Consider the following 26,393-nt stretch of genomic DNA (forward strand, 5'->3'; position numbering starts at 1 on the left):
CCGACGCCGGCACGGACCGCCCTCCTAATGGCAACTTTCAGCGAAGCAGTCGCTCCAGACTGTCGAGGGTGCGGTCGAGGGAGTTTCCCACCGGTGCGAAATGCGGGGCTTCCCGGCTCAGGCTGTCGACAAAGCTGCGTTCGGAATCCAGCAGTTGACGATTCAGACCCAAACCGAAAGGCTCGAGGAAGGCTTCCAGGTCATCGGCCCGGGCGCGTAGTTCGGAGCGGGTGATGCGGTAGGCGTGATCGGCCAGTTCGTTGCGCGACGAGTAGCTGAACACGTTGGTGTAGAACATCTTCTCGTCGTTACGGTTGGGCTCGACCAGCATGATGGCCGATTCCGGATAGGAGGTTTCGTATTTGCGCATACCGATCTGCATGCGTGACTGGATCAGTGAGCGGAAGGTCTGGGAGAGCACCACCGGCAACCCGCCGCGGATCATGCGATCTCGAGAGCGGGTCATATCGGGCGGCAGGCCGTCAGCGTCATAGGGCACCAGCGGGTTGATGGCGAACAGCAGGTCGGCACCTTCCTCCAGCGCAGCCGATGCATGCAGGGTGCGCCGCAGGGCCCCGTCGACATAGTACTGGCCGTTGATTTCGACCGGCGGGTACAGGCCCGGTAGCGCAGCCGAGGCTTGCACAGCCCGAGAAATGGAGACGTTGTCCTTGCCCGGTTCGCCGAATCGCACCGCCTGGCCCGATTCGAGTTCGACGGCCACCACCCGCAGCCGGGCATCGAGCTTGCGGAAGTCGTTGGTTCGGCCGGGTTTCTCCAGGGTTCGGGCGATGAAGCGTTCGATGCTGGTGTTGTCGAAGATGCCGGTCGGAATCAGCCGGCTCAGGCCTTCCAGGCTTTCCAGGCTGGTCAGGCGCTGGGGATGTTGGATGGCTTCCCGCAGCAGGTCGAAAACCACCGTGGGAATGCTGGTGGCGCGGTCGAGATACTCGCGTAGCGCCGGCTTGAGAAACTGCTCCGGCCGGAAAGCGAACTCGGCGTCGGGCGCGCCCATGAACACCCGCGCCATCTGCGAGGTTGTGATGCGATTGGCGAGGTTGGCCGACAGCACCGCCCCGGAACTGACGCCGACGTAAATATCCAGATCGTGCATGTGGGCGCCGTCGATGGACTCGTCGAGCGCTTGCAGCGCGCCGAGTTCGTAAATGGCGCCGAGCGGGCCGCCGCCGGCAATCGCCAGGGCAATGGTGGGGTGTCGGCTGGTTTCGCGGGGTGAACGTGCGGGGGTCAGTTTCAACATGCAGGCATTATAATGCAAGGTCATGAGCCTTCGTATCGGCGATCGCGCCCCTGATTTCACGCTTGTTGACGACCACGGCGAGCCCTTCACGCTTTCAAAGCATGCCGGGCATCGCATTCTGCTGGTGTTTTACCCGGGCGACGACACGCCGGTATGTACCAGCCAGCTATGCGACTACCGCGACGGCATCGAACAGTTTGAGGGTCTGGGGGTCGAAGTGGTCGGCATCAGCGGCGACGACGCGGCGTCCCATCGCAAGTTTCGTGAAAGACACCAATTGCCTTTTACCCTGCTCAGCGACCCCGATCTGGGCGTGGCCGGGCAATACGGTTGCCGCGGCATGCTCGGCATGAAGCGCGGGGTGTTCCTGGTCGACGAGGGCGGCATCCTGCGCTACGCCCACGTCGAGTCCGTGGCCGTATTCCGGCGCAGTCGCGAAGAGCTCATTGAGGTCATCGAGCAACTGGAATGAAGGATTCGGCGACTGTTCGCCACCTGCAGGCCCAGATCGATCGCAACCTGGCGCTCGCGGCCCGGATTCCCGAGCACGGGCCGCTGCGGGACTCACTCGAGCGCCTGCAGCGCTGGCAGCGGGCACGGCTGGCGGCGACCTATGCCGACCTGGCCGCCGAGGATCGTTATCGTGCGGCCTGCGACTTCTTCCTCGACGAACTCTACGGCGGGCGCGATGTGCATGCTCGCGACCGCCAGCTCAGGCGCGTGGTGCCGGTCATGCGCCGCTTCCTGCCCGACCACCTGTTGCACGCCACTGGCGAGGCCATGCGGCTGCAGGCAGTGAGCCTGGCCTTCGATTTCGAGCTGGCCGAAATACTGGTCGACGTCAAATTCATCACCCAACCTGACTATGCCCGGGCCTACCGAATCCACGGCGCCTGGAGGGCGCGCGGCGAGCAGATCGAGCTGATCCGCCAGCTCGGTGAACTGCTCGACCAGACAGTCCAGCGGCCGACGGTCCGTCGCCTGGTGCGCATCATGCGCCGGCCGGCCGAACTGGGCGGGGTTGGACTGCTGCAGAAGTTCCTTCAGCGCGGGCTCGACGCCTTTGCCCGCATGAATGGCGCCGACCATTTCCTGGCGACCATCAACGAGCGGGAATCAGCGGCGCTGGAAGCGATGACGCGAGGCGCGGACTGGCCGTTCGAGGCGTGGATTGGTCGCGGCCCTTGAAGAATCCTTACAGAATTTGACTGAGCGGCAGAGCTTCCCGGCCCGTCGGCAGTTCGACGTGAATGATTTCCCGGCCGCCGAGCGCTGATGGGTCGGTCTCGTCCAACGCATGGTCGTGCACCGCCAGAGCGAGGCCGATTCCATCGAGTGACTCGTGCAACTGCTGGAGAGCCGCTGTATCGAGTTTGGCTGCGTTCACCAGGCAGGCCAGGTGAAGACGCCGGTGTGTGTTTGTCAGTTGCTCGAGTTCGGACAACAGAATGTCTACGTCTTCGATCTCGATCGGATCGACCGGCAGCAGCAGCAGGTGGTCGAGATCCAGTTCGTCCGATTCGGCCGCGGCCAGGTAACGAAGCAGGCTGTGATATCGTGCTTCCTCGCCGAGCTGGGCCGCCATTTCGCGCAACTTGTGGTGGTCTGCCTGCAGGGTCGGGTGGAGACTGGCCGCCATGATCAACAGGGCTTCGCCATCACCGTCCTGGGTGCGCGCCAGTATTGCCCGGGGTTCAATCAGAGCCTCGTTGAGCAACTCGTAGAACTGCGGCGCCTGGACTGGAAAACCGGTCGGATCCCCGGTGAAACCGGAGATGGTCTGGCCGAAGACCGTTTCTGGCTGCCCAGCGCGTTGCTGTGCGGGCCGGTCACCCTCGCCGAGTGCAAACCGGAAGGCGTAATCGGCCACGTGCAGGGTGTCGCCCGGCTTCAGCAGGGCAGGGGCCGACAGGCGCTCGTTGTTGAGGAAGGTGCCGTTGGTACTGCCGAGATCCTCGACCAGGATCTGTTCGCCCTCAAGCTGCAGGCGCAGGTGTTGGCGGGATATGCGGTCGAGGTTGAGGCGAAGACTGCAGTCGTGACTGCGACCGATCACGCATGGAAACTCGGCAATCCGCAGCGGACCGGTCTCGCGCGCGGTCTCGTCGAGCGGCTGCAGGCTGAACGTTGTCGTCATTCGTTTCGTTCCCCTCCGTCTTCGACTTGTTGCCGTCGATGGGCCGGCCAACCCTGCCCCGGTGTAGACAAACGCTTCGTTCGCGCGTCATTCTGTATCAGAGTCTGCCGGCCTGCAAGCGTTCGGTGGGGTAAATACTTCAAATGTTGCCTTCTTAAATGAGAGATGATGCACGCTGTTTCAGAGATGGTGTGAATGTTGCATTAATATGGATAGATGAAAAGTCAGTCGCCACAGCTTTCCCAACAACGCAGATCCGGTTTGTCCGGTAACGGGCGGGCTACGTCCGCTCACTGGCGGGGATTCACCACCACGGAACTGCTGATCGTATTGGTCATTGTCGGTGTGCTGGCGTTCATCGCGATCCCCCGGTTGGATATTCCATCTCTGAAAGTGGCGCCCGTGGCCGAACAGATTGCCGCGGAAATTCGCTATGCACAGAACCTCGCCATGACGCGCAGTGCGGCCCACAGTTTCACGGTCGGTGGCGGCAGCTACTCGATCAGCAACGCCGGCGGCGGTGTGCCGCTGTCAAACGGCGAGGGAGCCGGCAGTTACGAAGATGTCACAGTCGACGCGGTAACCGTCACATTCTCACCCCGCTTCGGCCGTCCCGACGGCGGATCATCGATCGCCGTTTCCGCGGGCTCGAGCGTTGCCACTATCGTGGTCGAAGGAGAAACCGGCTATGTCTACATCGTGGAGTGATCGCAACCGATTCCGGGCGCAGGCCGGCCTGACCCTGCTGGAAATGATCTTGTTCATCGTCGTGCTTGGCGTGGCCGCTGTTGCGATGCTGGCGGCCCTGTCGGGACCGCTGAGCGGGGCGGGTACACAGACGGAGGTGGTGACCGCTGCCCAGGTCGCCCAGGCACGCATGGAAGTGATGCTCGGCTACAAGCGCAAGAACGGCTTTCCATCCGACAATCTGTGTGAACCCGATCCGGATCCTTGCCCCGGCCCGGCTGCCTGCGCGACGCCGGCAGGCTGGACGGTCGATACCGCTTGCGAGGCCTGGTCCGGCAATGGCGATACCTCGGCCTTCCAGGTGTTCGTCGTCACGGCAAACGGGCCGGCCAGCAGTTACACGATACGAACGCTGGTCACGCGGCTGGGAAACTGATCATGACTCGAAGCAAGGGCTTTACATTGATCGAACTGATCCTGGTGATCGTTCTGATGGGTGTGCTGGCCGCAGTATCGTTGCCGATGCTCATGGCGGGGTTCAATGCGTTCAGCCAGCAACGGGAAACCGCGTCGATCGAGCGAGAAGCCATGCTGGCACTCGATCGCATTTCCCGCGAGGTTCGTATGAGCCGGAATTTTGTCTTCAACGGTGATTCGATCAGCTTCGAGCGTGACGATCCCGCGGTCGCAATCACCATTCGGGCCGATGGGGCCGATCTGCTGCTCGAACAAGGTGGCACGAGCCGCATACTGGCGTCGAATGTTTCGAATGTCTCCTTCTCGGGTGAACTCCACGATGACGTCTGCTACATACTGGCTTCTTTCAGTACGGCCGGTATCAACGAGCCCTGGCGTTCGGTGACCTACGCGAGGAACGACACATGTTGAATGTAGCCCCCACCAGGCAGGCCGGGTTCATGGCGATCGTCCTGGTCGTGTTTCTCGTGGTCTTCACGGCCATGGCCGCGGCGATCGTCTCGATGTCGACATCCGGAGCCCGCGGCGGTGCTGATCATGCCAACGCCGCTGGTGCCCTGTTCATGGCCGAGTCCGGCATTGAATGGGCTGCCCGCAGACTGTTCGATACGCCTGATCCGCAAGCCGACTGCAATGCACTGGCGGGCACTACACCCGCAACCGATGTGAATGGCGGCGGCAGCTTCGATATCACCGAATCGAACTACGACACGATGGACGGCAGCTGCGGGCTAACCAGTATCGGCACGGTCAACCAGACCCGGCGCGTCCTGAAGGGCAATATTCCTGAAAGCGTGCTTAATGGAGACGAGGGTGGGGGAGATGACTTGTTCGAGAATTCTGATGAAAAATTCAATAACTGCAACCAGCAGAATCTTGAATGTCAGGACGGCGCAATGACTTTCGAGCGACCGTCCGGTGCGGCCGGGCAGGGAAATACCAACACGCAGGCCAAGGCGGGCGATCTGATTACGGATGACTTCGAAGCTGGTGACACGGTGTATTTTACGGCCAATTTTGAATGGGACACAACGGACGTTCCTACTGGCAATCGTTTCAATATCGAACTGACCAACAATATCGCGAACTGCGATGTTTTCCTGCCGGATTTGAGCAGTCCTTGTGCGGCGCCGGCTGATGATCCCCTTTACGACCTCTATGATGTTGTGTTGATTCTGGGTGATAACTTTTCTGCTGGCTCTATCAACCATGTCGATCTCATGGTCGATTGGGGCAACAATCAATCCGACTGGGTTACGCTAAGCGAGGGATGCATCGGCCGCGCCGGGCACTGTGTCGGCGAGGGTAGTGATGATCCAATCGACGATGGCACCTGGAATGAGGACCCTTGAGGGTTCGCGCTGTGGCTTGTTCGAACTAGAAAAAAAAGACCCCGCACGGTGGCGGGGTCTTACAGCATACTGATTTCCTCAGCAATTAGGCGTCATCACAGAGGTTGTCCGACACAGTCAAGGGATTCTGAGGACATGCTTCTCCACCAACTTCCACGACGAAATCGCACGTGCCAGTCGAAGTGATTGCCCAACCATCTTTAATGGTATTGGTATCAATGTAGGCAGGATCCGGGAGATTGCCAACTCCACCGCCGCCAAGGGGATCTGCGATGCCAATGGCCGCAGTACTATTTAATGCCCCGAAGATGCCGTCACAGGTTGCTCTCTCGGCCTCAGTGGTTAGATCGAGATATCGGGGAACAGCGACGGCTGCCAGTATTCCGAGAATAACGATCACGATGACCAATTCGATCAGGGTAAAACCGCCCTGGCTGGTACGAATATTCATGTTTTTCATTGGGGAAACTCCTTTTGGGGTCTGTTTTCGGCTCGGACCGCGGCCCGGGTGCCGGTTTGCTGGTCGCGTTGGAATCGGCTGGGCCGCAGCCGGACCGATTCCACACTGGTTGAATGCAACCTCACCCCAGTATATGCATTTTGCGTGCCAGGCAAGTGTTGGTGCGGCGTAGTACCCCTTTTTGCGGGGTTGCAGGGTATATCCCAGCCGTTTACGTGAATGCTCAAAAACCAGTGCTGACGAGGATTGTCAGCTTCTGACCGCACATCCTGTCGATTCAAACGGCGAATTGGCGCAAGAGCAGCCAGCCGCTGGTGAGGGCGACGACAAGTGCCACGACAAAGAGCAGCAGGGCCCGGAGTCGGGCCGGGAGGCGACGGCCGGCATCGAAGGCGGTGATGCGATGCCAGCGGTTGCTGAGGTCTTCAAGCGGTTTGAGCAGGCTCGGGCGCGTGATGATCAGAACACCGATGATGAGATTGACGACCTGGCCCCCCGCCAGTAGCCAGGCGAGCAACGCCCAGGGTTCGGTTACCGCCGAAGCAGTGAAGAATTGCAGGTGTGAGAGCTGCCAGATGCAGCTCAGCGCGATCATGACGACCAACAGACCGAAAACGCGATGGTGACGGTAGACCCAGCGCTCGACACGCCATTGGCGATCGAGTTCGTGCAGCGACTGCCGTAGCCCGCTGTGATTGCCGATCCTGGAATCTCCGGCAGTGACAAGCAGTGCCAGTGAGCCGGCCAGCAAGGCCAGCGCAAGCACCAGCACCACGACCAGCAGGGTAACCATGAGAATACCGGTGAAGGTCATGCGGTTCGGACCCGGTTTCTGCCGTCGTTCTTGGCGTTGTAGAGCGCTTCGTCCGCCCGCGCAATGGTGTGGCTGACCGAATCGCTGGACTGGTGCTCGGCCACGCCGATCGAGGCCGTGCATTCGACCAGGCCGGTGCTGGTTTCGAACGGCTTCTCGCAGATTTCCCGGCGTAGACGTTCGGCCGCCCGGCTGGCGCCAGCGAGATCGGTTCCGGGCAGAATGGCGAGGAATTCCTCACCGCCGAAACGGCCGAAATCGGCGATCGTTTCGTCGACCCGCACGAGCGCGTCGGCACCGCGCAGCAGATCGGAGGCCCGCCGCGCCAGTTCGGTCAGCACCTCGTCGCCGGCCTGGTGGCCATAGCGGTCGTTGATGCGCTTGAAGAAATCGAGGTCTAGCACGGCTACGCTGAAGGTCACATTGGACTGGCGGGCGCGTTTCGCCGCCGACTCCAGCTGGGCGATCAATCGGCGGCGATTGGGCAGGCCGGTGAGTTCGTCATGATCGGCCAGGTGCTGCAGGCGGGCCGACAGGTCGCGCAGTTCGCGATTGCGCCGACTGAGCGTTCGGCGCATACGTGCGATGTGGGCTCCGAACCAGGCAAGCCACAGCATGATGAATGCAAAACCCACCAGTTCGAGTACTACCACCTGGGTGGAGGCCTCGATGCGCTCTATAAACAGGTCACGGATAGTGATGGCGGTGTAGCCGCTGACGGAGACCAGGGCGACCAACATGAACTCGCGCTGGCGCAGCTGAAAGGCGCCAAAGAAGGTCGAGAGAATGAAAAGCATCAGCAGGATCGTGCGGGCCTCGCCAGCCCGGCTGATGACCCACAGGCCAACCAGCACTGCGAGCAGAATATGAGCCAGCGTCATGCTGGGATCGCGGAAGCGTTCCGACCAACCGGTTCGCAGCGCCATGTGAAAGAATAACTGACTGGCCAGCACGAGCAGCAGTAGCGCGGCCATTTCCAGCGGCCCCACCTCGAGCAGACCGAGCGCCCAGGCAGCAACCGTCAGGCCGCCTGAAAGCGCCCAGGCCAGAGTGGCCATGCGCAATCGGCTCATGCGAAGGGCCAGTTTGGCGGTTGGCCCCGTATCGTCGGTCCGGGGGCGTCCAGTCACGGCGGGCTGTCAGTCGCGGTGGCTTCCGGCATGTCGATAGTCTGCCACGTGCGATCATGCAGGGCACGCAGGTCGAGGCCGTGGACCGCATCGATGCCGGGATCGTACTCGCCGTTGCCGTCCTGGTCGGTGAAGCTCAGCTTCACCCGCCACGTCAGGTGAACGGGTTCTTCGCCCGGCTGTTGCAGATACTGGGGATAGCGCACGCGATAGCCGAGTCGGTCGGTCGCGCGTTCGAAATACCACTGCCCGCGCTGAACCTCTTCATTGTCGGCCGACTCGATCTCGCCAATGTAGTTGTCCGGCGTCTTGGCGAGCAGGGCCATGGGGTTGATTCCGTTCAGTTCCGACAATCCGGAAATGCCGTTGTCCAGGACGCGCTGGGCGGTCGTCATGCCCAGCGCGGAACGAAGTGTGCCGACCGTGCTAGCGACGTGGGCAGCCTCGGCCTGGCCGCGCAGCGGCAGCAGCCGGTCGAAGGCGACCAGGAACAGCAGGACTACCAGGATGATGACGATGATCAGTTCCAACAGGGTAAAACCCCGCTGGATTGGCGATTGACCTCGACCGTGGCATTCAGCCCAGTGCCGCACGACCGACATCCCACATTGGCAGAAACACGCCCAGCGCCAGGATCAGCACCAGCACGGCCAGGAAGACCAGCAGGATGGGTTCGATGTAGGCGCTCAGGTTGCGCAGATCATAGTCGACCTCGCGCTCGTAGTATTCGGCGGTTTCAGTGAGCATCGCGTCGACGTCACCGGTTTCCTCGCCGATGCCGAGCATCTGCAGCACCAGCGGCGAAAACAGACCGGCGGCAGCGGCCGTGCGTGACAACGATTCGCCGCGTTCGATGCCCGTGCGCATGTCGTTGACGGCCTGGCCGATGTATTCGTTCTCGACCGCACGGGCGGTCAGCGTCAGGCCCTGAACAAGCGGTACGCCCGAGCGATAGGTCATGGAGAAGGTTCGGGCGAAGCGCGCCATGGTGCCTTCGAACAGGATCTTGCCGATGACCGGAAACTTCAGCTTGGCGCGGTCCCAGCGGTAGCGGCCGGTTTCAGTGCGGATCCAGGAACGAAAGCCGACCAGGGCCAGCGCCATCGCAATCAGAATGACCCACCACCATTCGGCCGTGAAATTCGACGTTGCGATGATGATCTTCGTCGGCAGCGGCAGTTCGGCATCGTGGCTGGAGAAAAAGTTCGCGAAGACCGGGATGACCCAGACCATCAGAATGGCGACCGCGATGAACATCGCGATGATGACCATGATCGGATAGCGCAGGGCCTGTTTGAGGCGGGCGCGGAAATCGCGCTCGAGCTCAAGGTAGTCGGTTAGCTGGTCAAAGGCCTGCTCGAGATTGCCGGAGTTTTCACCGACCCGCACGATGCTGACGAACATCCTCGGAAAGACCTGCGGGTTCTGGGCCAGGCCACTGGCCATGTCGCGTCCGGACTCGAGTGCATCGACCACGTCCTCGATGGCTCGGCGAAGCACCGGATTGCGGGTCGACTCGCTGACGTTGCGCAAACCATGAATGATGGGGACCCCGGCCTTGGTCAGGGTGAACATCTGGCGGGTGAACAGGATCAGGTCGTTGATGCCGGGTTGGTCCAGGCCCAGGCGCTGGCGCCAGCTTTGGGCGTTGGCATCACGCGCCTCGGTGGCATGGATATCGATTGGCGTGATGTCCAGGCGCATGAGCTGCTGGGCCACGGCATCGCTGGAGTCGGCCTCGACCTGGCCATCGACCAGTTGCCCGCGTGCGTTGCGACCTCGCCACTGATAAGCGCCCATCAGTGCACCTCGTCACCGAGCTGGAAGGGATCCAGCTCGGTATCGCGCAGCTCGTCCAGGCCGCCGGCCAGGCGGATCACTTCCTCGATCGAGGTGACCCCTTCACGGGCGTAGTCGAGCGCGCAGTCGATCAGCGGGCGGTAGCCCTTGCGGGTACGTGCCAGGCTGGAAAATTCGGCGGTGTCCATGCGACGCAGGGCGTCTGTGAGTTCCTCGTCCATCTCGAGCAGTTCGTAGACGCCGATGCGTCCGCGGTAACCAGTGTTGGAACAGTGCGCGCAGCCGCGCCCGGCGCGGAAGGTCATGCCCTCCTCGAAGTCATTCTCCAGTCGTGCCTTGAGCCAGGCGGTCTGACCTGTGTCAGGTCTGACATCTTCGCCGCAGGAATCGCAAACGCGCCGTACCAGGCGCTGGGCAATGACGCCGTCGAGCGCGGCGGCCACCATGAAGCCCTGTGCACCCATATCGACCAGGCGCATGACGGTGGCGGGGGCGGAGTTGGTGTGCAGGGTCGACAGCACCAGATGACCGGTCATGGCGGCACGCAGGCCGATCTCGGCGGTTTCGCGGTCGCGCATTTCGCCGACCATGATGATGTCCGGATCCTGCCGCAGGGCGGTGCGCAGCACGCGCGCGAAGTCGAGGTTGATCTTCGGATTGACCTGCACCTGGTTGATGCGCGGCAGCCGGTATTCGACCGGATCCTCGACCGTGATGATCTTGTACTTCGCGCGGTTGATGTGATTGAGCGCGGCATACAGGGTGGTGGTCTTGCCCGAGCCGGTCGGTCCGGTGGCCAGGACCATGCCGGAAGGCCGGCTGATTAACTGCCGGATTCGCTTTTCCATCGCCTCCGGTATGCCGAGCTTGTCGAGCTCGAGCAGGCCGGCGGACTGGTCGAGCAGGCGCATGACCATCGATTCGCCGTACTGGATGGGCATGGTCGAAAGGCGCACGTCGACATTGTGGTCCTTGACGCGTACCGAAAAGCGGCCGTCCTGGGGCAGGCGCTTCTCGCTGATGTTGAGCGAGGCCATCAGCTTCAGGCGGGTAACCAGCGCGGAGGCCACGCGTCGGCCTTCGATTACCTGCTCCTGAAGTTCACCGTCGACGCGCTGACGAATGCGCAGCACCGATTCGTCCGGTTCGATGTGAATGTCGGAGGCGCCGATCTGCACGGCATCCTCGAACATGGACTGCAGAAGCTTGATCACCGGCGCATCGACCTGGCCTTCGTCGTCTTCCAGGTCGGCAATGTCGTAGTCGCTGCCGGACAATTCCTCGCCCAGTTCCTCGGCCAGGGAGGAAATCTCCTCGGTGCGGCGATAGACGATGTCGATGGTGCGCAACAGGTCCGATTCGCGTACCAGCACGATGTTGACTGGTTTCTTGAGAATTCGTCCGAGTGCGTCGTAGCCGAAGATGTCGGTGGGATCGGCCATGCCGACGGTCAGTTCGTCTTCCTTTTCGGCCAGCACGATGGCGCGGTAGCGGCGGGCATGGGTCTCGGGCAGCAGGCGCACGGTCTGCGGCTTGAAGTTGAAATGCTTGAGATCGATCACCGGAATGTCGAGCTGCCGGCCGAGAAAATCCAGCAGGTCATCTTCGGCGACGTGGCCGAGCTGGACCAGCACGCGACCGAGCTTGTGACCGGAGCGCTTTTGTTCGGCCAGTGCGTCTTCGAGCTGGCGCTCGGATATGATCTTGTGCTGCACCAGCAGGTCGCCGAGACGAATCTTCTGTCTTGCCTTGCGAACTTCGTTCATGCCTTGAGTCCCGGAGTCGGTCACTTGAGTTGTTCGATGCGCTGCCGGGCGTAGCGGGCAGCGCGCGGATCCCGGCTTTCGATTGCCCGCTGGTAAGCGGCGACGGCTTCGTCAAATCGCTCCAGCGACTCCAGCGAGGCGCCCAGACCGATCCAGATCCTGGCGTTGCCCGGAATGACATCGCCCAGCTGGCGATAGGTCGCGGCCGCAGCGGCGTGGTCGCCGGCCTGGTGCTGTGTGGCTGCCAGCAACAGGTGGTAGTCGGGGTCCGCCATGGGTTCGGGCCGGTGTGCTTCAAGAATGCTTCGGGCACGCGCGATTTCGCCGCGTTCGACCAGTATGCGGCCGAGCAGGGCGGCCGGGCGAGCCGGTGCATCGGCGATGGACAGTGCGCGATCAAGGGTGTTGATGGCGGAACGGGTCTGCCCCTGGCGCAGCAGGGTGCGTGCCAGCAACAGATGGCCGTCAGTCAGTTGCGGATGATCACTCACCAGAGCTCGCGCCTGTGAGGCGGCCAGCTCGAAGTGACCGCGGGCGAAGGCGCGGCGTGCGTCATCGAGACGGTCCTCACCCGGCTTTTGTGCCGGACCGGCCGGCTCGATGCGGATGCTCGATGTTGCTGGCGATGGATCTGGCTGCTCGGCTTTGCCCGCTTGCCTGGATTCGATCACCGGTTCGGAGTCGGCTCTGGCCGGCGGATCGGTTTCTTTCGGCTCAGCTGCGCCACGGGCTTCGTTCGGTGGGGCCGGCCGCGCTGTAGCGTCGCTCGATCCTTCACCCATCGCACGCTCGCCCTGGCCGGCCGACGGCTGCGGGGATTCCGTGGTCGGTGCTTGGGCCGGTTCGAGGGCGGCAGTTGCGGCATCGGCCAGCAGCACTGGGGCCGGCTCCGGTTCCGGGGTGGCGCGCTCGTTCTGGGTCGAGGCAAGCAGTACGGGCTGTCGCGCGTTGCCCGGCGGCGATTCATTCAAAACCCAGTGGAGCGCTCCGCCGGCGATGACCGCCGCGAGCAGCCACAGCGGCCAGTGCGAGCGTTTCGAACGGCCGGGGCGCACGGATGTGGTGCTCCGGAATGGCCCGCTCGAGGTCTTGCGCTGTTCGAGATCGCGCAGCACATCGTTGATCAGACTCATGCGCCACCCCGCAGAAGCTCGATCGCCAGAAACGCCCCGAAGGCGACCAGGGTAACAGCGGCCAGACGGGCGACCGGTTGCAGACGCGGCCACCAGAGATGGTCGAGCGTCGACTCGGTATCGGCGATGGCCCGGCGGACATCGAAGTAATCCGCCTGCGTCTTGCCGCGGCCGTAGGCTGCCAGCAGGGTCTTGTCGGCCAACACGTTGACCAGGCGCGGCACCCCTCTGCTGGCTCGGGCCAGACGCGCAATCGCGGCCCGGGTGAACAATGGCCGGTCGGCGCCCGCCTGTGCCAGCCGGTGCTCGACGTAGTCGGCTACGCCTGCGCGATCGAGTGGCTCGAGATGGCACGAATAAGTAATGCGCTGACGCAGCTGTCTGAACTGCGGCATGGCCAGTCGCCGGTCGAGCTCCGGCTGGCCGAACAGCACCACTTGCAGCAACTTGCGGCGTTCGGTTTCCAGGTTGGTCAGCAGGCGCACGGTTTCCAGCGTGCTGGCTGGCAAGGCCTGTGCCTCGTCGATGATCAGCACTGGTCGCCGGCCTGCGGCGACCATTTCGGTCAGGTGCTTGTGCAGCAGCTCGTGGACCTGCTGCTGGGTTGGCCGGGCGGGCAGGTCGATGCCGAAATCGCGTGCGATCGCGCTGCGCATGGTGCCCGGTGAAAGGTGCGGATCAGGCAGCCAGGCGGTCACGAATGGGAGTTCAAGTTCGTCGAGCAGGGTGCGGCACAGAAGGGTTTTTCCCAGTCCCACTTCGCCCACGACCTTGATGAAGCCTTCGCCCTGCTCGAGGGCAATCTTCAACGTCGTTAGCGCATCCGCCTGGGAGGGTTCCGGATACCGGAAGCCCAGATCGGGTGTTAGCCGAAATGGGCGCTGATCGAGTTGAAAGTGTTCAAGGTACATGGTCCGCTTTGAGCACGCGTCCTAGCGCGGCCACTCGCCGGACATGCCGCGGACTCGCTCCAGCGCGCCGGAGGCCGCTTCGTCCCAGCCTGTCTGGTGGTCGATGACGATCGGCCTGAGCAGGATCACCAGCTCGGTCTTGACCGTCTCCTCGTTGCGACTGCCGAAGGCCTGGCCGAGCAGGGGGATGCGACTCAGTCCCGGCGTACCGAATCGGCGCTGATTCGAGGACTCGCGCATCAGGCCCCCGATGACGACGACCTGCCCATTGCGGGCCCGCACGATGCTGTCCGACTGCCTGACCGAGGAAAAGGCCAGCGGCAGGGATTCTTCCTCACCGGAAACGGTGAAGCTCTTGATCTGATCCTGGACCTCGCTGACCGTCGGGTGAATGTGCAGGATGACACTGCCGTCGCGACTGATCTGCGGCGTGACATCCAGCGCGATACCGGAGAAGAACGGCGTCAGCTGTACGGTATTGGATGTGGTGGTGCTGGCCGCACCCGTGGCGCTGCGGCCGGTAATGCCGGTGACGAAGAATTCATCCGTGCCGACCTTGATGACGGCCTTCTGGTTATTGATGGTCGAAACGCGCGGGCTCGACAGCACGCGCGCCACGCCCTGGGTTTCGAGCAGTTCGATGAAGGCGTTGAAATCACCGGCATTGGCCGTCAAAGCGGTCGAGCCGCCGAAGGCCTCCGAATCAAATCCGTCGAACGCCTGTCCGGGACGAACGTTGAGCGGGTTTTCCGCCAGCGCCGAGGCGCCATCCTCGAAGATGTTCTGGCCGGCGACCTGTCCGAAGCCGAACGTGCGGTTGCCGTAACTGGCCAGTGCGGTCCAGTTGATGCCGGAGCGGAAACCATCGCGCAGCTCAACCTCGACGATCTTGGCCTCGAGGATCACCTGCCGCTGGACGCTTCCCTCGATGGCAGCCAGCAGCTCGCCGATGGCGCGTTGCTCGTGCGGCATGGCACGCACCGAGATTACGCCCGACAACGGATTGATCATGACATTGCGCCCTTCGCGACTGTCGAGCATGCCCTCGATCGCGACCTGCAGGCCGCTCCAGAAATTGGCTTCCGAATCGGTGTTGATGATCGTTCCGGCGCCCTGATCGCTCTGGCTGCGTCCACCCTGAACCTGTTCGGTGACGAGCCGGCCTTCATCGTCCCAGGTGGTGCGGACTCGCGGTTCAGAAGCGTCCTGGCCGCGACTTCGTCCCGAGCCGGTGTCATCATCGAGCGCGTCCGGGTTTTCGGTTGCCTGGCCCGAACTCACCCGGGTTCTTGAAGAGCCGCGACGATTCATGTCGAGATAGTTGACCTCGTAGACCCGCTGCTGAAGTTCTGGTTGACGGACGATGTAGCCGGATTCAGTTCGTCGGTATTCCAGTCCGTAGACCTCGCGCACGATCTCCATGACTTCCTCGACCGTGACATTGCGCAGTTCCAGCGTGATTCTCTGTTCGACTTCCGGGTGGACCACCATGTTGACGTCGGTGTCGGCGACCAGGCTCATCAGGAACTCACGCACCGGCGCGTCCTCGACCGTGACGTGAAAGCGTTCTTCCGGCGGCGCCTCGATCTCCGGCTCCATCGGCGGCATCAGCAGGTCCTGCGTTGCCGCCGGATCCGGCTCGCTCGACTGACTGGCCTGCGCCAGTTCGTCCTGAATGCTGCGGTCGAGCTGTTCGGCCCGCTCGCTGGTGGCGGTACACGCGGCCAGGCTGGCGGCCAGCGTGCTCGCGATCAGGGTTCTGTAGTGAAGTTTTTGCATGGGTGCTCTGTCAGTTGTCGGTTCGGTAGCTGGAATTCAGTTCGAGCAGGATGGTTTCGCCGTCGCGCTCGAGCCGGACCCGTCCCGGTTCGATGGCCTGGACCCGGGCGTTTTCGATCTGGTCGCCCACGGCCACACGCTGACCGTTGATGATGGCGAGCTGGCGCGAGTCCGACAGGAGAATGGACTGCAGTCGCAGGCCGGGGCGTTCGCTCTCTTTCCCGGCGGACTGGTCCAGCCAGGCGCGTATTTCCACCTCACTCATGGGGCGCGTGGGGTCGTCGATGTTGGCCAGCACGGTGCTGCTCAGAATCATGGCAGAGAGCAGGGTGATCATACGCATCATGTCAGACTCCAAGCCAGTGATCGTCGAGGGCCAGGCTGTAGAGCACCAGCTCGACACGGTTGACTGGCCAGCCGGGTACGCTCAGCTCCAGCGCCTTCCAGAATACCCCGGTGGGTAGTTCGGTGATGCCGTCGAGGTAGTCGCGCACACCGGCAAAGTCGGTCTCCACCACAACGCGAACCTGGTGAATAAAGATACCCGGAACGGCTTCCCCGGCGCTGCTTTCGAGCGATGCCGGCGGGAGATTCTCGAGCTCGACGATGGTCACGCCGGCCCGTTCGCTGAGCAGTCCGGCCAGTACCTGCAGTGATTGCTGCGGTGTGGCGATACCGCCAAACCGCTCGCCCAGACCTTGCTCGAGATCGGCAATTTCTGATTCGAGCGATACGGCGCGCTGTTCGAGGGCGCGGTCCGGATGCCGAGTGCGCGAAGTGGCCAGCCTCTGAATGCTGGCATTGAGTTCATCGAGGCGTTCCCGGGTCTGCTCGAGTCGGTCCTGCACCGAGCTCTGCCGGTCAGCCACCGGTTGCATGGCAAACAGGTCCCACAAGAGGAAGACGACGGCCAGCACGGCCAGTAACAGCAGGGCGCGTTCACGCAGGCTCAGCGCGTTGATGCGCTCGCCAGTTTGCCGCAGCCGGGCTTGCATACTCATGTGTCGTCCTCCCGGGTCGATACCACGAAGCGTACACCTGCCTGACCGTTGTCCATGGCGTCGAGACGGACCTGCCTGAAGCCGGTGCCGGCAAATTGCTGCTCGTCTCCCAGGCGCCGCAGGTAGTCCGGCACCAGCCGGGGCGCCAGTGCGCGGCCGTGAAGCGTGACCTCCCGGCCTTCGCTGGCAAGCTCGATACGCGACAGCCACATGCCCTCGGGCAGTTGGCGCGCTATTGCGTCGATGCGCTCGCCCAGCCGCGATTGGGAGGCCGGGACTTGCCGGGTCAGGGCCTGGAGACTTTGTTCAAGGGTCTCGCGCCGCTGTTCCAGGCGTGCCACACGAGCCTCCAGCTCGGGACTGGGTTCGGTCGGTCCCGCCTCCCGCTGCAGTCGCGTCAACTGTGAGACGGCGCGTTCCTCGGCCTGCAACTGGCGCTGGTGTTCTGCCTCGAGGCGACTGACCCGCTGGCTGACGAGGAAGGACCAGAGCAACAGCAGCGCCAGCAAGCCGGCCGACAGCCAGACGATGGTTCGGGCCGAGAAGACAATCTGTTCCTTGCGGAAGATCGGCTGATAGAGGTTGATCTGCTGACTCACAGGCTGATTTCCTCCTGTCGCAGGGCGCCACCCAGGGCGATCAGAAGTTCCGCTTGATGGCTCTCGGGCAGGGTGAAGTCGAGCGTCACGACGTCTTCGGCAAGATAGGTCTCAACCTCGAAGGCGAAACTCTCACGCAGGGTTGCGAGCAGTGTCTCTTGCGCATCAAGGCCGGGCAGTACACGCAGCGAAGCCACCGGCGGCTGGCCGAAATGACTGTCGTAGTAATCGAGCGAACGCTGGATTTCCAGTGCGATCTGCTGCTCTGCCGACCGACCTTCCCGCAGCAACTGCTCAATGCCGGTCTCGACCCGACGGCTCAGGTAGAGACTGCCCTGGCGGGTGATGGTGATGATGCCGTGCTGATCGTCGAGATAGAGCATGGCCATGCCGCGCACGTCGTCATCGAGGCGGGCAGCCAGGTTGCGCATGGCCATTTCGGTGACGTCGATGACCTGCAAATTGAGGTCGGCACCTTCGATCAGGTCGATATATTCACGCACTTCGCGCGCCCGGGCGGCGACGGCGTACATCATCGCCTGGCCCTGCGGCCGGTTCTGCTGGCCCGGGATCTCGAACACGTCGATGACGGCGTCATCGATGTGGAAATCGATCAGGTTTCGCACCTTCCAGCGAACGGCTGCGCGAAGCTCCGATGGTTCGACCCGCGGCGCATCCACCAGCAAGAGTTCGTACTGGTCCTCAGGCATGACCAGGGTGACCGGAGACTTGCCGCCCGGGGCCACTTCGTGCAGCAGCTTTTCGAGCTGGCTGTCACCGGCAAGGTCTCGGCACTCGGCTCTGGTCAGACGAGGCTTTCGGCCGCGCTGTTGGTCCAGCGAGACGGCGGACAGCGACTGGCGCGTGAGATGCAATCCGGTGACGGCGTGGTGCCGAACACGCTTTCGGAACAGCTTCAAGATCTGGACCCCTTTTTATCGACTTCCCGACTGGCCGCGCACACCCAGGCCCCAATTTGCCAGTCCGATGGATTCCCACCGCTGGCCCCCTGGCCTGAGGGCAAGCCTGAAAAGAAAGTTGCAACTAATTGATCAGATTGTGAAAGGTATATCAATGACATGGCCCGGTCAATTGTACGGCGCTGGTGCGTTGTCCATTACAGTCTCGTAACAGTGCAAGAAATGGGCCGAGGGCGCAATATTTGCTTACCAGTTCACTGATCCCGGGGCTTTTGCAGATATCCGGCACGCTCCGGTGGTCGAGCCCGCGCGCGGCAAGCGCGCGCCTCGTCGCAGGTCGACGCGGCCCTTGTCGATTATGGCCGGCGGACGGACCTGGCCGAGCGGTATGACGCAAAGCCGCCTGGCTCAGTGGGACCCAATTGGGTACAATACGCGGTTTGGCGGCTTGCGGCCCTCGATTGTGTACGAAGAGGTGCCAGAGCGGTCGAATGGGCTCCCGCTTCGGAATGCGACCGGCATTTCTTTCAGCCCGCTCACGCGGTCTGAAAACCGCTCCGGTCGCATGATCGGTTCATGAGGCTCGCCCATTTGGGCGCTTCATGACAGGAGCTGATAGTTACAATTTGCAAAAGTTTAGGAGAGGTGCCAGAGCGGTCGAATGGGCTCCTGCTATGGAATGCGACCGGCACTTCTTTCAGCCCGCTCGCGCGGCCTGAAAACCGCTCCGGTCGCATGATCGGGTTAATGAGGTTCGCCCTTGAGTCGCTTCAAGGGGTGGAGTCAGTAGGTACAATTTGGAGCAGTTTTGGAGAGGTGCCAGAGCGGTCGAATGGGCTCGCCTGGAAAGCGAGTGTACGGTTATCCCGTACCGAGGGTTCGAACCGAGCGGCAGCGAGCTCGATGCGGAGTCCGCGAAGCGGACGGAGCTACCCGGAGCGAAGCGGAGGGCAAGCGCCGACAGGCGCGCAGTCAATCCCTCCCTCTCGCGGCCCGAAAGGCCGCCCGCCGCAAGGCGGCTGAATTGACTGGACAATTGAAGTTTACGGAGAGGTGCCAGAGCGGTCGAATGGGCTCGCCTGGAAAGCGAGTGTACGGTTATCCCGTACCGAGGGTTCGAATCCCTCCCTCTCCGCCACCATTAAAAAACCCCGCCTCGAGCGGGGTTTTTTATTTGCAGGTGGAACTGTAGGCGGGCTAATCGTTGGCGGAGAGGGAGGGATTCGAACCCTCGAAGGGCGCAAACCCTTGCCGGTTTTCAAGACCGGTGCATTCAACCGCTCTGCCACCTCTCCGTGCTTGAACTCCAAATTGTAAACGCTCCCGCGACGAGATGCTTCAAAGCAAGCTCGGGCGATTGCCTTCTAGCGGCCCCCATTAAGAAGGCCCCCACCAGCCCGACCCCAGCACCTGTTCATCCCGCTGCCGCTGCTCCCTTCCGGGCCTGACGGGGTTGACGGGAAGATCAGTGTGGGAAGACCGGTGGGAGCCAATCCCCATTATCCCATCCGGGGCGAAGGCCTGACAACCTCAATGATGCATGAATCCGCTCGCATGCTTGCGGCGCGAGAGGGTGGAACGATCGTGTAAACTCGTGCAGGTAAGCCGGATGCCGGTCCCAGATGCCGGAAACCACCCCTGAAACCTTTTTAAGTGAATTTGAATCAGTGAGTTATCAGGTTCTTGCCCGAAAATGGCGACCGCGGAATTTCTCCGAGCTGGTCGGCCAGTCACATGTCGTGAAGGTGCTCGGAAACGGACTCGCCGAAGGCCGTGTGCACCACGCCTTTCTGTTTACCGGCACGCGCGGAGTGGGCAAGACCACAATCGCCCGCATCCTGGCCAAGTCGCTCAACTGTGCGCAGGGGGTAACGGCCACGCCCTGCGGCGAGTGCGAGAACTGCGTGGCCATCGACGAAGGCCGCTTCGTCGACCTGCTCGAGATCGACGCGGCCTCGCGCACCAAGGTCGACGACACGCGCGAGATTCTCGACAACGTCCAGTACGCGCCGACCAGCGGGCGCTTCAAGGTTTACCTGATTGACGAAGTGCACATGCTCTCGCGTCACAGCTTCAATGCGCTGCTCAAGACGCTCGAGGAACCGCCGGACCACGTCAAGTTCGTGTTGGCCACCACCGATCCACAGCAGATTCCGGTCACCATCCTGTCGCGTTGCCTGCAGTTCAACCTGCGCCGCTTGTCGACCGAGGAGATCGGCGGGCAGCTCGAGCGGATACTCGAGTCCGAACAGGTCGAATTCGAGCAGACGGCCGTGGACTTGCTCGCGCGGGCGGCCGACGGCAGCATGCGCGACGGCCTGAGCCTGCTCGACCAGGCTCTGGCCGGCAGCGGCAAGCTGGTCGAACCGGACGTGCGCGACATGCTCGGCAGTGTCGAGCAGCGCCATGTGCACGCCATCCTGGAGGCGCTGGCCGAACGCGATGCGGCGGCCGCAATCGCCGCGGTCGGCGAGGTCTTTGCCCAGGCTCGGGGCATGGGCCAGCTGCTGACCGACCTGGCCGAGGCCCTGCATCGCATCGCGCTGATCCAGCAACTGCCGGACTATCGCGACGACAGCCGGGCCGACTGGGACGAACTGGTCGCGCTGGCCGGACGTCTCGATCCCGAGGATCTGCAGCTGTGGTATCAGATCGCGGTCACAGGCCGACGCGATCTGTCCCTGGCCCCGACCGAGCGCAGTGGCTGCGAAATGACGATCCTCAGGATGTTCGCGTTCCAGCCCGCCGAGGCGCCCGCCGGTGGTACCGATGGCGGCGGCAGCCAGACTCGGGTGAGTGGTGAGGTCGCTGCCGCGGGCGGATCGGCACCCGGCGTACCAGGGGCTAGTGCCGGCAATCCGACGCCAGCAGCGTCGGTGGCCGATCGTCCCGCACCGCCGCCGGCTGAATTATCGGCTGCCAACTGGCCCGAAGTACTCGCCGATCTGTCGCTGAGCGATTCCTTCCGCACCGTGGCCGGGCTACTTGTTGTGGCGAAGTTCGAACGTCCCCAGGTTGTGTTTACGGCCGAGCGCGACGACATGGTCCTGATCAGCGAACGTTTCCGCAAGGCGCTGGAGTCGGCCATGAGCGAGTGGGCCGGTGAAGCGCTGAAAATCAGCATTCAGCCGGTCGACGACACCGCCCTGGCCACGCCGGCGGCGCTCGAAGAGCGCCAGATTGCCGAAACCCAGGCCGATGCGGAAGTCGCCATCGACCAGGATCCGTTCGTGCAGCGCCTGGTCGAACAGTTCGACGCCGAGGTCGTGCGCGAGTCGATTCGTCCCATACAGACACGGAGCCACTGATCATGAAAGGCAATATCGGGCAGCTGATGCAGCAGGCCCAGAAGGTTCAGGAGAACCTCAAGAAGGCACAGGAAGAGTTGGCGCAACTCGAGGTCACGGGGGAGGCCGGCGGCGGCCTTGTGAAGGTGCAGATGAATGGCCGTCACGAGCTGCGCCGGGTCACCATCGATCCGGAAATCGCCGACGATCGCGAGATGATCGAAGATCTGGTCGTGGCCGCCGTTAACGATGCGGTCGCTCGCATCCAGGAGCAGACTCGAGAACGCATGGCGGGTCTCACCGGGGGTCTGCCGATGCCGCCGGGATTCAATCTCTGAGACTGCCTGGCGAATGAGCGCCGAACCCTTCGACGAACTGCTCGAAGCCCTGCAGTGTCTGCCTGGTGTCGGAGCGCGCTCGGCCCAGCGTATGGCGCTGCAGCTGCTTGAGCGCGATCGCGAGGGCGGGCGGCGCCTGGCCCGTGCTCTCGAAACCGCCATGCGTGATATCCGGCGCTGTCGCCGCTGCCGCAACTTCACCTGTGCCGAGGAGTGTCGTATCTGCGCCAGCGATCGTCGATCCAGCAAGGTCCTGTGCATCGTCGAAAGTCCGGGGGATGTCCTGGCCATCGAGGCCGCCACCGGTTTCGACGGGCGCTATTTCGTGCTGCTCGGGCGGCTCTCGCCGCTGGACGGCATCGGACCGGAGGATCTGGGGCTGGATCTTCTTGCCGAGCGGCTCGACGGGGAAGGTGTATCGGAGATCATCATCGCCACCAACACCACGGTCGAGGGCGAGGCGACCGCGCAGTACCTGCGGGAGATGGCCGAGTCGCGCGGCATCCGCACCTCGCGCCTGGCCCAGGGCGTGCCCCTGGGCGGCGAGCTCGAACACACTGACCGCTCGACATTGGCACATGCGTTCAGCTCGCGCTTGCCGATGGGGTGATGACTATAAAGAATCGGGGCCCCTGCAGCGAGGGGCCCCGGATCGATCGCGGCTGGTTCGGGCTTCAGCCCTCGGATGCCGGTTCGCCGTCGAGCTCGATGCGGTCGCGGTTGCGGTCGACCGTACGCAGGCCGATGCCCTTGACGTTGACCAGTTCATCGATGTGCTCGAAGTCACCGTTCGCCTGGCGGTAATCGATGATGGCCTCGGCCTTGGCCGGTCCGACACCGGTCAGCGCCTCCGCCAGCTGTTCGGCGCTGGCGGTGTTGACGTCGACCGTCATCTCTTCGGCCAGACCAGTCTGGGCCACGGCCAGGGACAGGAAAAGTGCGATCAAAAGATTACGGATCATGATGTTTCTCCTCTAGCTTTCAAGTTTGTTTTGCCAAACCCGCCGGGCGATCGCCCGACGTTGGGTAACAGTCTAGAAAGCCCACGGATTTCCGGCATCGGCAGATTGCCACCCGCTCTTGTAGGGAATTTTCCCTCGGATCATTCGGAAAGTGCCTTCTCAGGTTTTGAGAAAACCGCGTGTTTCCATGGCGCTGAAAAGCAGGAACACACGAAAACAAGGAGGCGTCATATGAGCAAGCCAGTGAGTAGTCGTCAGCTCAGGGACCAGATCGTGGGCAAACGCATCAGCGCTGTGATCGCCCGGCCGGGACGCGAGGGCGAGCCGCCGGTCGTGATGATGTTGCGCTTCGACGATGGCAGTGTGGTCGAGTTCGTTTCGCCCCGCAGCGATCGCCTGTTGCGCCGTGCCGTCGAACAAGCGAACCACCCGGTTCAACCCCAATCGCAGCTTCAGCTGGCCGGGCTAGCGGCGTGAAAGCCGTCACAAATCAGTGTTCTGGCGGAAATTGCGGTGTTTATCCACAAAACCTGTGGATAACCTTGTGGGTAGATGGGCGCCGGGGAGCCAGCCATCGGCATTCAAGCTTTTTGAACAAAAAATGACCAGATCAATAAAAAGCTTAAAAACCAATGGGTTGCAGTCGGATTTAGGCTCGACGCCCGGTCATAATGGCGTCAATTTTCTGTCAAGGAATGAATCAAGCAGTTGTGCATAACATTCGAAGATACTGCTTGATGAATCGGCCACAAGTATCTGATTTTTCGTTCCAGAGCCGTCGCGCTCGCTCGAGTCAAGATGCCATCCCGATTTCAGCGGGCCATTCGGCGAGTTGGCGCAGGATTTCGGCCTGATCCGGTTGCTCCTGCATCAGGTTCTGGAGCTGTTGTCTGTAGGCCTCAATGCGAATGCTGGCCAGCTCGGGATCATCGACCAACCGACGCTGGCGGAAGCGGTCCCACTCAGTTCGTTCTTCAGCTGTGAGCGTATGCGGCCACAGACGGGCGCGGTAGCGAAACAGCAATTGGTTGAGGCGTTCGTCGCTGAAGGGTGTGCCGATTTCGGCCAGGGCGTCCCCGTCGAGCTGGCGCACGCGTTCGATGACCGGTCGGTCGCTGTCGGGGGGAAAGCCGCCGTAGAGATCCAGTTCGGGGTCCGGGGCGGGTGAATCGCCGCGTCGGGCAAACATCGAAGCAAGCCGTTCGGCCAGGGCCGGCTGATCGCCGAGGCGGCGGGCATGCTCCCGGACACGCTCCAGATCGATGCCGAGGGCGTCTGCGCGCGCGGACTCGAGCACGTTCATAGGCGAGAGCATGGGGCAGCGATTGTTGCGCACCAGCTTGACGGGTACGCGTTCGAGTCCTTCCGGCAGATCCCGGGCGGCAATCCAGTAGCGATCGGCCAGCTCCTCGGACGTCAACGAGAGGAAGGGTTCCGGATCCACGGCCAGGTTCCAGACCAGCCATTGACTGCCGATATGCGGATGCCGTGCGATCGGAAGCACGGGTGCGACACCACAGCCGGGATGGGCGGGAAAGCGCGACGAGGCATGTAACAGGGGCTCGCCCTGCTCGAGCAGACGGTCGACCTGGTTGCGTTTACGCAGGGACAGGGCCCACTGCCACAGTCGCGGTTGGCCGTCCCGCAGCAGCCGGGCCATGGCGATCGTGGCCCGGACGTCGGCCAGAGCATCATGGGCGTTGGACACGTCCATGCCGTTGGCTGCTGCCAGGTCCTCGAGCCGGAAACTGGGGCGGCCGTCTTCATGGTCGGGCCAGGTGATGCCATCGGGTCGTGTAGCCCGCGCCAGGCGCAGCAAGTCGATCAGATCGAAACGACTGTTGCCGTTGGCGTACTCGCGGCGGTAGGGGTCGATGAAGTTGCGCCAGAACAGGTGCCGGGTGACCTCGTCGTCGAAGCGGAAATTGTTGTAGCCGACCACGCAGGTATTGGGTTCGCTCATGAGCCGTTCGATACGCGCGGCAAATTCGTTTTCGGGCAGGCCCTTTTCGCGCGCCAGCTGGGGCGTGATGCCGGTAATCAGGCAGGCCACCGGTTGGGGCAGCACGTCGTCGCTCGGGCGGCAATAGAACACTTCGGGTTCGCCCAGGGCTTGCAGCGCGCTGTCGGTGCGGATGGCGGCGAACTGGGCCGGCCGGTCGCGACGCGGGTCGGCGCCGAAGGTCTCGAAGTCGTGCCACAGAAAGGTCTCGTCGTTCATGGCCGGCATCCTTGCACAGGCCCGGCCGCGTTGCCAGATTCGATGACGAATTTTCTGCCGCCTTCGTGGTCGGATATGATTCGGGATTCAGGCATGATCCGTTCGAACGGTCAGGAGTCAGATAGTATGGAAAAGGCGACATTTGGGGCCGGATGTTTCTGGGGCGTGGAGCAGTGTTTCAGGGCCATGGAGGGCGTGATCGATGCCACGGTCGGCTACATGGGCGGACACGTGGACAATCCGACCTACCAGCAGGTCTGCACCGATCGCACCGGGCACGCCGAAGTCTGCCAGGTCAGCTTCGATCCGGCAAAAATCGACTATGCCGACCTGGTGCGCGAATTCTTCCGGATGCACGATCCGACGCAGGTCAATCGTCAGGGGCCGGACGTCGGCACCCAGTATCGGTCGGTCATCTTCGTCCATGACGAGCAGCAGCGCGTAACGGCCGAGCGGGTTCGGGATGAGGAATCGTCCAGTGATCGATATCGTGCGCCGCTTGCCACTTCGGTCGAGCCGGTCACCCGGTTCTGGCCGGCCGAGGATTATCACCAGCGCTACCTTGAGAAGAACGGCGCGAGCTGCAGCATTTCGGGTTGACGCCGTATCCCGCGCAGGCGTCGGGCCAGCAACATGTCCTCACGCATTCCGACGGGTCGAACTTGAGGGCCGGGCCGCCTCGCCTGGTGCTGGTTCGCCATGCCCAGGCAAGCCTGGGCAGTTCCGACTACGACCGGCTGTCTCCGAGGGGGCGAATGCAGGCCCGCGAGCTGGCTCGTCGCCTCGACCCGCTGCTCGAAGATCAGCCGTTGATCTTCGCGGGTACGCTGCGTCGGCATCGGCAGACGCTGTCGGCCCTGGGTGCAGGCGAGGTCCAGTTCTCACCCGATCTCGATGAGTTCTCGACCGACGGCCTGATAAGGGCGGCCCTGGCGCGGGCGGAATCCGGCGCGCTGCCACAGCCGCCGCGCCACCAGCTGCTGGACCCGGTTCGCTACCTGCCCGAACTGCTGGACTGGTTTCCGGCCGTGCTGGCGGCCTGGCAGAACGGCGAACTCGACGAGTCCCGCATCGGCACCTGGTCGGATTTCCGGCAGCGCGTACTGCGGCCACTGGCGCACTGGCGAACGGCACTGAGCAGCGGCCGCTCGGTGATCGTCGTGACCTCGGCCGGGGTGGTTGCGACCCTGGCATCCGAACTGGCCGGCCATGATCGGGCGTGGCAGCGCTCGCTGGCGGTCGGACTGTACAATGCATCGGTCACTGAATTGCGCAGCGACGGGGACGGTTGGCGCCTGGCCTGCTGCAACTGCATTGCGCATCTGGAAGACCGGGCTCAGCACACCCTCGCCTGAGAA

The 26,393-nt window shown here is 62.8% G+C and carries 29 protein-coding genes, 2 tRNA genes and 1 other RNA gene; 13 read left to right on the top strand and 19 right to left on the bottom strand.

All coding sequences use genetic code 11. The features are described from left to right. Window positions 1-37: 37 nt before the first annotated feature. Entirely contained in the window at window positions 38-1,261 is a 1,224-nt protein-coding gene (locus G4Y73_RS05915) for a patatin-like phospholipase family protein (protein ID WP_164230409.1), read from the bottom strand. Between the two features lie 22 nt (window positions 1,262-1,283). Here G4Y73_RS05915 and G4Y73_RS05920 point away from each other — a divergent pair, with 22 nt between their 5' ends. Both G4Y73_RS05920 and G4Y73_RS05925 read left to right on the top strand, forming a co-directional pair. Next, complete coding sequence (locus G4Y73_RS05920) at window positions 1,284-1,733, top strand: peroxiredoxin (RefSeq protein ID WP_164230412.1); 450 nt, start codon at window positions 1,284-1,286, stop codon at window positions 1,731-1,733. Further along, window positions 1,730-2,449 carry a hypothetical protein gene (locus G4Y73_RS05925; protein WP_164230414.1) on the top strand — a complete coding sequence of 240 codons (720 nt, stop codon included), beginning with the start codon at window positions 1,730-1,732 and terminating at the stop codon, window positions 2,447-2,449. The genes G4Y73_RS05920 and G4Y73_RS05925 overlap by 4 nt, the downstream gene beginning before the upstream one ends. Window positions 2,450-2,456: 7 nt before the next feature. Here the strand turns inward: G4Y73_RS05925 and G4Y73_RS05930 are convergent, their stop codons facing one another. Then, window positions 2,457-3,398, bottom strand: a complete 942-nt coding sequence (locus G4Y73_RS05930; RefSeq protein WP_164230416.1) for an FHA domain-containing protein — start codon at window positions 3,396-3,398, stop codon at window positions 2,457-2,459. Window positions 3,399-3,659: 261 nt separating this feature from the next. Between G4Y73_RS05930 and G4Y73_RS05935 the strand changes: the two genes are divergently transcribed. The 4 genes from G4Y73_RS05935 to G4Y73_RS05950 are packed head-to-tail and all read left to right on the top strand — an operon-like array spanning window position 3,660 to window position 5,914. After that, window positions 3,660-4,106 (top strand): prepilin-type N-terminal cleavage/methylation domain-containing protein, encoded by a 447-nt coding sequence (locus G4Y73_RS05935; RefSeq protein WP_164230418.1) that lies wholly within the window; start codon window positions 3,660-3,662, stop codon window positions 4,104-4,106. Next, on the top strand, window positions 4,087-4,521 hold the full coding sequence (locus tag G4Y73_RS05940; RefSeq protein ID WP_164230420.1) for a type II secretion system protein: 435 nt from the start codon (window positions 4,087-4,089) through the stop codon (window positions 4,519-4,521). Before G4Y73_RS05935 ends, G4Y73_RS05940 begins: the two co-directional genes overlap by 20 nt. A gap of 2 nt (window positions 4,522-4,523) precedes the next feature. Then, window positions 4,524-4,973: a type II secretion system protein gene (locus G4Y73_RS05945; RefSeq protein ID WP_164230422.1), complete on the top strand. Its 450-nt coding sequence runs from the start codon at window positions 4,524-4,526 to the stop codon at window positions 4,971-4,973. A gap of 29 nt (window positions 4,974-5,002) precedes the next feature. Continuing rightward, window positions 5,003-5,914, top strand: coding sequence for a hypothetical protein (locus tag G4Y73_RS05950; protein ID WP_164230424.1), 912 nt, complete (start codon window positions 5,003-5,005; stop codon window positions 5,912-5,914). Between the two features lie 85 nt (window positions 5,915-5,999). Here the strand turns inward: G4Y73_RS05950 and G4Y73_RS05955 are convergent, their stop codons facing one another. From G4Y73_RS05955 to pilM, 13 genes are all read right to left on the bottom strand, one after another. Then, window positions 6,000-6,374, bottom strand: a complete 375-nt coding sequence (locus G4Y73_RS05955) for a type II secretion system protein (RefSeq protein WP_205596493.1) — start codon at window positions 6,372-6,374, stop codon at window positions 6,000-6,002. Window positions 6,375-6,651: 277 nt separating this feature from the next. Next, the gene (locus G4Y73_RS05960) at window positions 6,652-7,188 is read right to left on the bottom strand and encodes a hypothetical protein (protein ID WP_164230426.1); all 537 of its coding nucleotides are present in this window, start codon (window positions 7,186-7,188) and stop codon (window positions 6,652-6,654) included. Next, window positions 7,185-8,261 carry a GGDEF domain-containing protein gene (locus G4Y73_RS05965; protein ID WP_164230428.1) on the bottom strand — a complete coding sequence of 359 codons (1,077 nt, stop codon included), beginning with the start codon at window positions 8,259-8,261 and terminating at the stop codon, window positions 7,185-7,187. Before G4Y73_RS05965 ends, G4Y73_RS05960 begins: the two co-directional genes overlap by 4 nt. Before the next feature lie 53 nt (window positions 8,262-8,314). Next, on the bottom strand, window positions 8,315-8,920 hold the full coding sequence (locus G4Y73_RS05970; RefSeq protein WP_276207522.1) for a prepilin-type N-terminal cleavage/methylation domain-containing protein: 606 nt from the start codon (window positions 8,918-8,920) through the stop codon (window positions 8,315-8,317). Continuing rightward, window positions 8,895-10,118 (bottom strand): type II secretion system F family protein, encoded by a 1,224-nt coding sequence (locus G4Y73_RS05975; RefSeq protein WP_164230432.1) that lies wholly within the window; start codon window positions 10,116-10,118, stop codon window positions 8,895-8,897. Before G4Y73_RS05975 ends, G4Y73_RS05970 begins: the two co-directional genes overlap by 26 nt. Continuing rightward, a complete protein-coding gene (locus tag G4Y73_RS05980) occupies window positions 10,118-11,884 on the bottom strand; it encodes a GspE/PulE family protein (RefSeq protein ID WP_164230434.1) in 1,767 nt (588 codons plus the stop codon). Before G4Y73_RS05980 ends, G4Y73_RS05975 begins: the two co-directional genes overlap by 1 nt. A gap of 20 nt (window positions 11,885-11,904) precedes the next feature. Further along, on the bottom strand, window positions 11,905-13,017 hold the full coding sequence (locus G4Y73_RS05985; RefSeq protein ID WP_164230437.1) for a tetratricopeptide repeat protein: 1,113 nt from the start codon (window positions 13,015-13,017) through the stop codon (window positions 11,905-11,907). Beyond that, window positions 13,014-13,928 (bottom strand): AAA family ATPase, encoded by a 915-nt coding sequence (locus tag G4Y73_RS05990; RefSeq protein ID WP_164230439.1) that lies wholly within the window; start codon window positions 13,926-13,928, stop codon window positions 13,014-13,016. Before G4Y73_RS05990 ends, G4Y73_RS05985 begins: the two co-directional genes overlap by 4 nt. Before the next feature lie 21 nt (window positions 13,929-13,949). Beyond that, window positions 13,950-15,707: a pilus (MSHA type) biogenesis protein MshL gene (mshL, locus tag G4Y73_RS05995; protein ID WP_164230441.1), complete on the bottom strand. Its 1,758-nt coding sequence runs from the start codon at window positions 15,705-15,707 to the stop codon at window positions 13,950-13,952. Window positions 15,708-15,717: 10 nt separating this feature from the next. Then, window positions 15,718-16,053: a hypothetical protein gene (locus G4Y73_RS06000; RefSeq protein WP_164230443.1), complete on the bottom strand. Its 336-nt coding sequence runs from the start codon at window positions 16,051-16,053 to the stop codon at window positions 15,718-15,720. Between the two features lies 1 nt (window position 16,054). Further along, on the bottom strand, window positions 16,055-16,708 hold the full coding sequence (locus tag G4Y73_RS06005) for a type II secretion system protein M (RefSeq protein ID WP_164230445.1): 654 nt from the start codon (window positions 16,706-16,708) through the stop codon (window positions 16,055-16,057). After that, on the bottom strand, window positions 16,705-17,307 hold the full coding sequence (locus G4Y73_RS14175) for a PilN domain-containing protein (RefSeq protein ID WP_164230447.1): 603 nt from the start codon (window positions 17,305-17,307) through the stop codon (window positions 16,705-16,707). Before G4Y73_RS14175 ends, G4Y73_RS06005 begins: the two co-directional genes overlap by 4 nt. Next, window positions 17,304-18,227, bottom strand: a complete 924-nt coding sequence (gene pilM / locus G4Y73_RS06015; RefSeq protein WP_164230449.1) for a pilus assembly protein PilM — start codon at window positions 18,225-18,227, stop codon at window positions 17,304-17,306. Before pilM ends, G4Y73_RS14175 begins: the two co-directional genes overlap by 4 nt. A 1,047-nt stretch (window positions 18,228-19,274) precedes the next feature. On the opposite strand from pilM, the gene G4Y73_RS06020 reads away from it, so the two are divergent. Continuing rightward, window positions 19,275-19,365: transfer RNA gene (locus G4Y73_RS06020), tRNA-Ser, on the top strand. A gap of 67 nt (window positions 19,366-19,432) precedes the next feature. On the opposite strand, the gene G4Y73_RS06025 is transcribed toward G4Y73_RS06020, so the two are convergent. Both G4Y73_RS06025 and ffs read right to left on the bottom strand, forming a co-directional pair. Further along, window positions 19,433-19,522 (bottom strand) — tRNA-Ser (locus G4Y73_RS06025). Window positions 19,523-19,614: 92 nt separating this feature from the next. After that, an RNA gene (gene ffs, locus G4Y73_RS06030) (signal recognition particle sRNA small type) lies at window positions 19,615-19,712 on the bottom strand. Window positions 19,713-19,894: 182 nt separating this feature from the next. On the opposite strand from ffs, the gene dnaX reads away from it, so the two are divergent. The 3 genes from dnaX to recR are packed head-to-tail and all read left to right on the top strand — an operon-like array spanning window position 19,895 to window position 22,462. After that, window positions 19,895-21,535 (top strand): DNA polymerase III subunit gamma/tau, encoded by a 1,641-nt coding sequence (gene dnaX, locus G4Y73_RS06035; protein ID WP_164230451.1) that lies wholly within the window; start codon window positions 19,895-19,897, stop codon window positions 21,533-21,535. After that, a complete protein-coding gene (locus G4Y73_RS06040) occupies window positions 21,535-21,852 on the top strand; it encodes a YbaB/EbfC family nucleoid-associated protein (RefSeq protein WP_164231224.1) in 318 nt (105 codons plus the stop codon). The genes dnaX and G4Y73_RS06040 overlap by 1 nt, the downstream gene beginning before the upstream one ends. 13 nt (window positions 21,853-21,865) lie before the next feature. After that, complete coding sequence (recR, locus tag G4Y73_RS06045; protein WP_164230453.1) at window positions 21,866-22,462, top strand: recombination mediator RecR; 597 nt, start codon at window positions 21,866-21,868, stop codon at window positions 22,460-22,462. 64 nt (window positions 22,463-22,526) lie between these two features. On the opposite strand, the gene G4Y73_RS06050 is transcribed toward recR, so the two are convergent. Further along, window positions 22,527-22,814: a ComEA family DNA-binding protein gene (locus tag G4Y73_RS06050; RefSeq protein WP_164230455.1), complete on the bottom strand. Its 288-nt coding sequence runs from the start codon at window positions 22,812-22,814 to the stop codon at window positions 22,527-22,529. 231 nt (window positions 22,815-23,045) lie between these two features. Between G4Y73_RS06050 and G4Y73_RS06055 the strand changes: the two genes are divergently transcribed. After that, window positions 23,046-23,291: a hypothetical protein gene (locus tag G4Y73_RS06055; RefSeq protein ID WP_164230456.1), complete on the top strand. Its 246-nt coding sequence runs from the start codon at window positions 23,046-23,048 to the stop codon at window positions 23,289-23,291. A gap of 316 nt (window positions 23,292-23,607) precedes the next feature. Here the strand turns inward: G4Y73_RS06055 and sbcB are convergent, their stop codons facing one another. Next, a complete protein-coding gene (gene sbcB, locus G4Y73_RS06060) occupies window positions 23,608-25,035 on the bottom strand; it encodes an exodeoxyribonuclease I (RefSeq protein WP_205596496.1) in 1,428 nt (475 codons plus the stop codon). A 93-nt stretch (window positions 25,036-25,128) separates the two neighbouring features. Here sbcB and msrA point away from each other — a divergent pair, with 93 nt between their 5' ends. Beyond that, a complete protein-coding gene (msrA, locus tag G4Y73_RS06065; RefSeq protein ID WP_205596497.1) occupies window positions 25,129-25,635 on the top strand; it encodes a peptide-methionine (S)-S-oxide reductase MsrA in 507 nt (168 codons plus the stop codon). Further along, window positions 25,632-26,390 carry a histidine phosphatase family protein gene (locus G4Y73_RS06070; RefSeq protein ID WP_164230461.1) on the top strand — a complete coding sequence of 253 codons (759 nt, stop codon included), beginning with the start codon at window positions 25,632-25,634 and terminating at the stop codon, window positions 26,388-26,390. The genes msrA and G4Y73_RS06070 overlap by 4 nt, the downstream gene beginning before the upstream one ends. The last annotated feature ends 3 nt before the right edge of the window (window positions 26,391-26,393 follow it).

The sequence above is a fragment of the Wenzhouxiangella sp. XN201 genome, from assembly GCF_011008905.1.
In the GTDB taxonomy this organism is placed as follows: Bacteria; Pseudomonadota; Gammaproteobacteria; order Xanthomonadales; family Wenzhouxiangellaceae; genus Wenzhouxiangella.

What these genes read in the sequence shown, in the direction of transcription:
- G4Y73_RS05985 (WP_164230437.1), bottom strand. Translation starts at nt 13,017, where the DNA reads ATGAGTCTGATCAACGATGTGCTGCGCGATCTCGAACAGCGCAAGACC.
- G4Y73_RS06005 (WP_164230445.1), bottom strand. Translation starts at nt 16,708, where the DNA reads ATGAGTATGCAAGCCCGGCTGCGGCAAACTGGCGAGCGCATCAACGCG.
- G4Y73_RS05965 (WP_164230428.1), bottom strand. Translation starts at nt 8,261, where the DNA reads ATGAGCCGATTGCGCATGGCCACTCTGGCCTGGGCGCTTTCAGGCGGC.
- G4Y73_RS05920 (WP_164230412.1), top strand. Translation starts at nt 1,284, where the DNA reads ATGAGCCTTCGTATCGGCGATCGCGCCCCTGATTTCACGCTTGTTGAC.
- G4Y73_RS05930 (WP_164230416.1), bottom strand. Translation starts at nt 3,398, where the DNA reads ATGACGACAACGTTCAGCCTGCAGCCGCTCGACGAGACCGCGCGCGAG.
- G4Y73_RS05990 (WP_164230439.1), bottom strand. Translation starts at nt 13,928, where the DNA reads ATGTACCTTGAACACTTTCAACTCGATCAGCGCCCATTTCGGCTAACA.
- G4Y73_RS05945 (WP_164230422.1), top strand. Translation starts at nt 4,524, where the DNA reads ATGACTCGAAGCAAGGGCTTTACATTGATCGAACTGATCCTGGTGATC.
- G4Y73_RS06000 (WP_164230443.1), bottom strand. Translation starts at nt 16,053, where the DNA reads ATGATGCGTATGATCACCCTGCTCTCTGCCATGATTCTGAGCAGCACC.
- mshL (WP_164230441.1), bottom strand. Translation starts at nt 15,707, where the DNA reads ATGCAAAAACTTCACTACAGAACCCTGATCGCGAGCACGCTGGCCGCC.
- G4Y73_RS05940 (WP_164230420.1), top strand. Translation starts at nt 4,087, where the DNA reads ATGTCTACATCGTGGAGTGATCGCAACCGATTCCGGGCGCAGGCCGGC.
- G4Y73_RS06050 (WP_164230455.1), bottom strand. Translation starts at nt 22,814, where the DNA reads ATGATCCGTAATCTTTTGATCGCACTTTTCCTGTCCCTGGCCGTGGCC.
- G4Y73_RS05925 (WP_164230414.1), top strand. Translation starts at nt 1,730, where the DNA reads ATGAAGGATTCGGCGACTGTTCGCCACCTGCAGGCCCAGATCGATCGC.
- G4Y73_RS05960 (WP_164230426.1), bottom strand. Translation starts at nt 7,188, where the DNA reads ATGACCTTCACCGGTATTCTCATGGTTACCCTGCTGGTCGTGGTGCTG.
- G4Y73_RS05950 (WP_164230424.1), top strand. Translation starts at nt 5,003, where the DNA reads ATGGCGATCGTCCTGGTCGTGTTTCTCGTGGTCTTCACGGCCATGGCC.
- G4Y73_RS05980 (WP_164230434.1), bottom strand. Translation starts at nt 11,884, where the DNA reads ATGAACGAAGTTCGCAAGGCAAGACAGAAGATTCGTCTCGGCGACCTG.
- G4Y73_RS05970 (WP_276207522.1), bottom strand. Translation starts at nt 8,920, where the DNA reads ATGTCGGTCGTGCGGCACTGGGCTGAATGCCACGGTCGAGGTCAATCG.
- msrA (WP_205596497.1), top strand. Translation starts at nt 25,129, where the DNA reads ATGATCCGTTCGAACGGTCAGGAGTCAGATAGTATGGAAAAGGCGACA.
- recR (WP_164230453.1), top strand. Translation starts at nt 21,866, where the DNA reads ATGAGCGCCGAACCCTTCGACGAACTGCTCGAAGCCCTGCAGTGTCTG.
- G4Y73_RS06055 (WP_164230456.1), top strand. Translation starts at nt 23,046, where the DNA reads ATGAGCAAGCCAGTGAGTAGTCGTCAGCTCAGGGACCAGATCGTGGGC.
- G4Y73_RS05955 (WP_205596493.1), bottom strand. Translation starts at nt 6,374, where the DNA reads ATGAAAAACATGAATATTCGTACCAGCCAGGGCGGTTTTACCCTGATC.
- G4Y73_RS05975 (WP_164230432.1), bottom strand. Translation starts at nt 10,118, where the DNA reads ATGGGCGCTTATCAGTGGCGAGGTCGCAACGCACGCGGGCAACTGGTC.
- sbcB (WP_205596496.1), bottom strand. Translation starts at nt 25,035, where the DNA reads ATGAACGACGAGACCTTTCTGTGGCACGACTTCGAGACCTTCGGCGCC.
- G4Y73_RS05915 (WP_164230409.1), bottom strand. Translation starts at nt 1,261, where the DNA reads ATGTTGAAACTGACCCCCGCACGTTCACCCCGCGAAACCAGCCGACAC.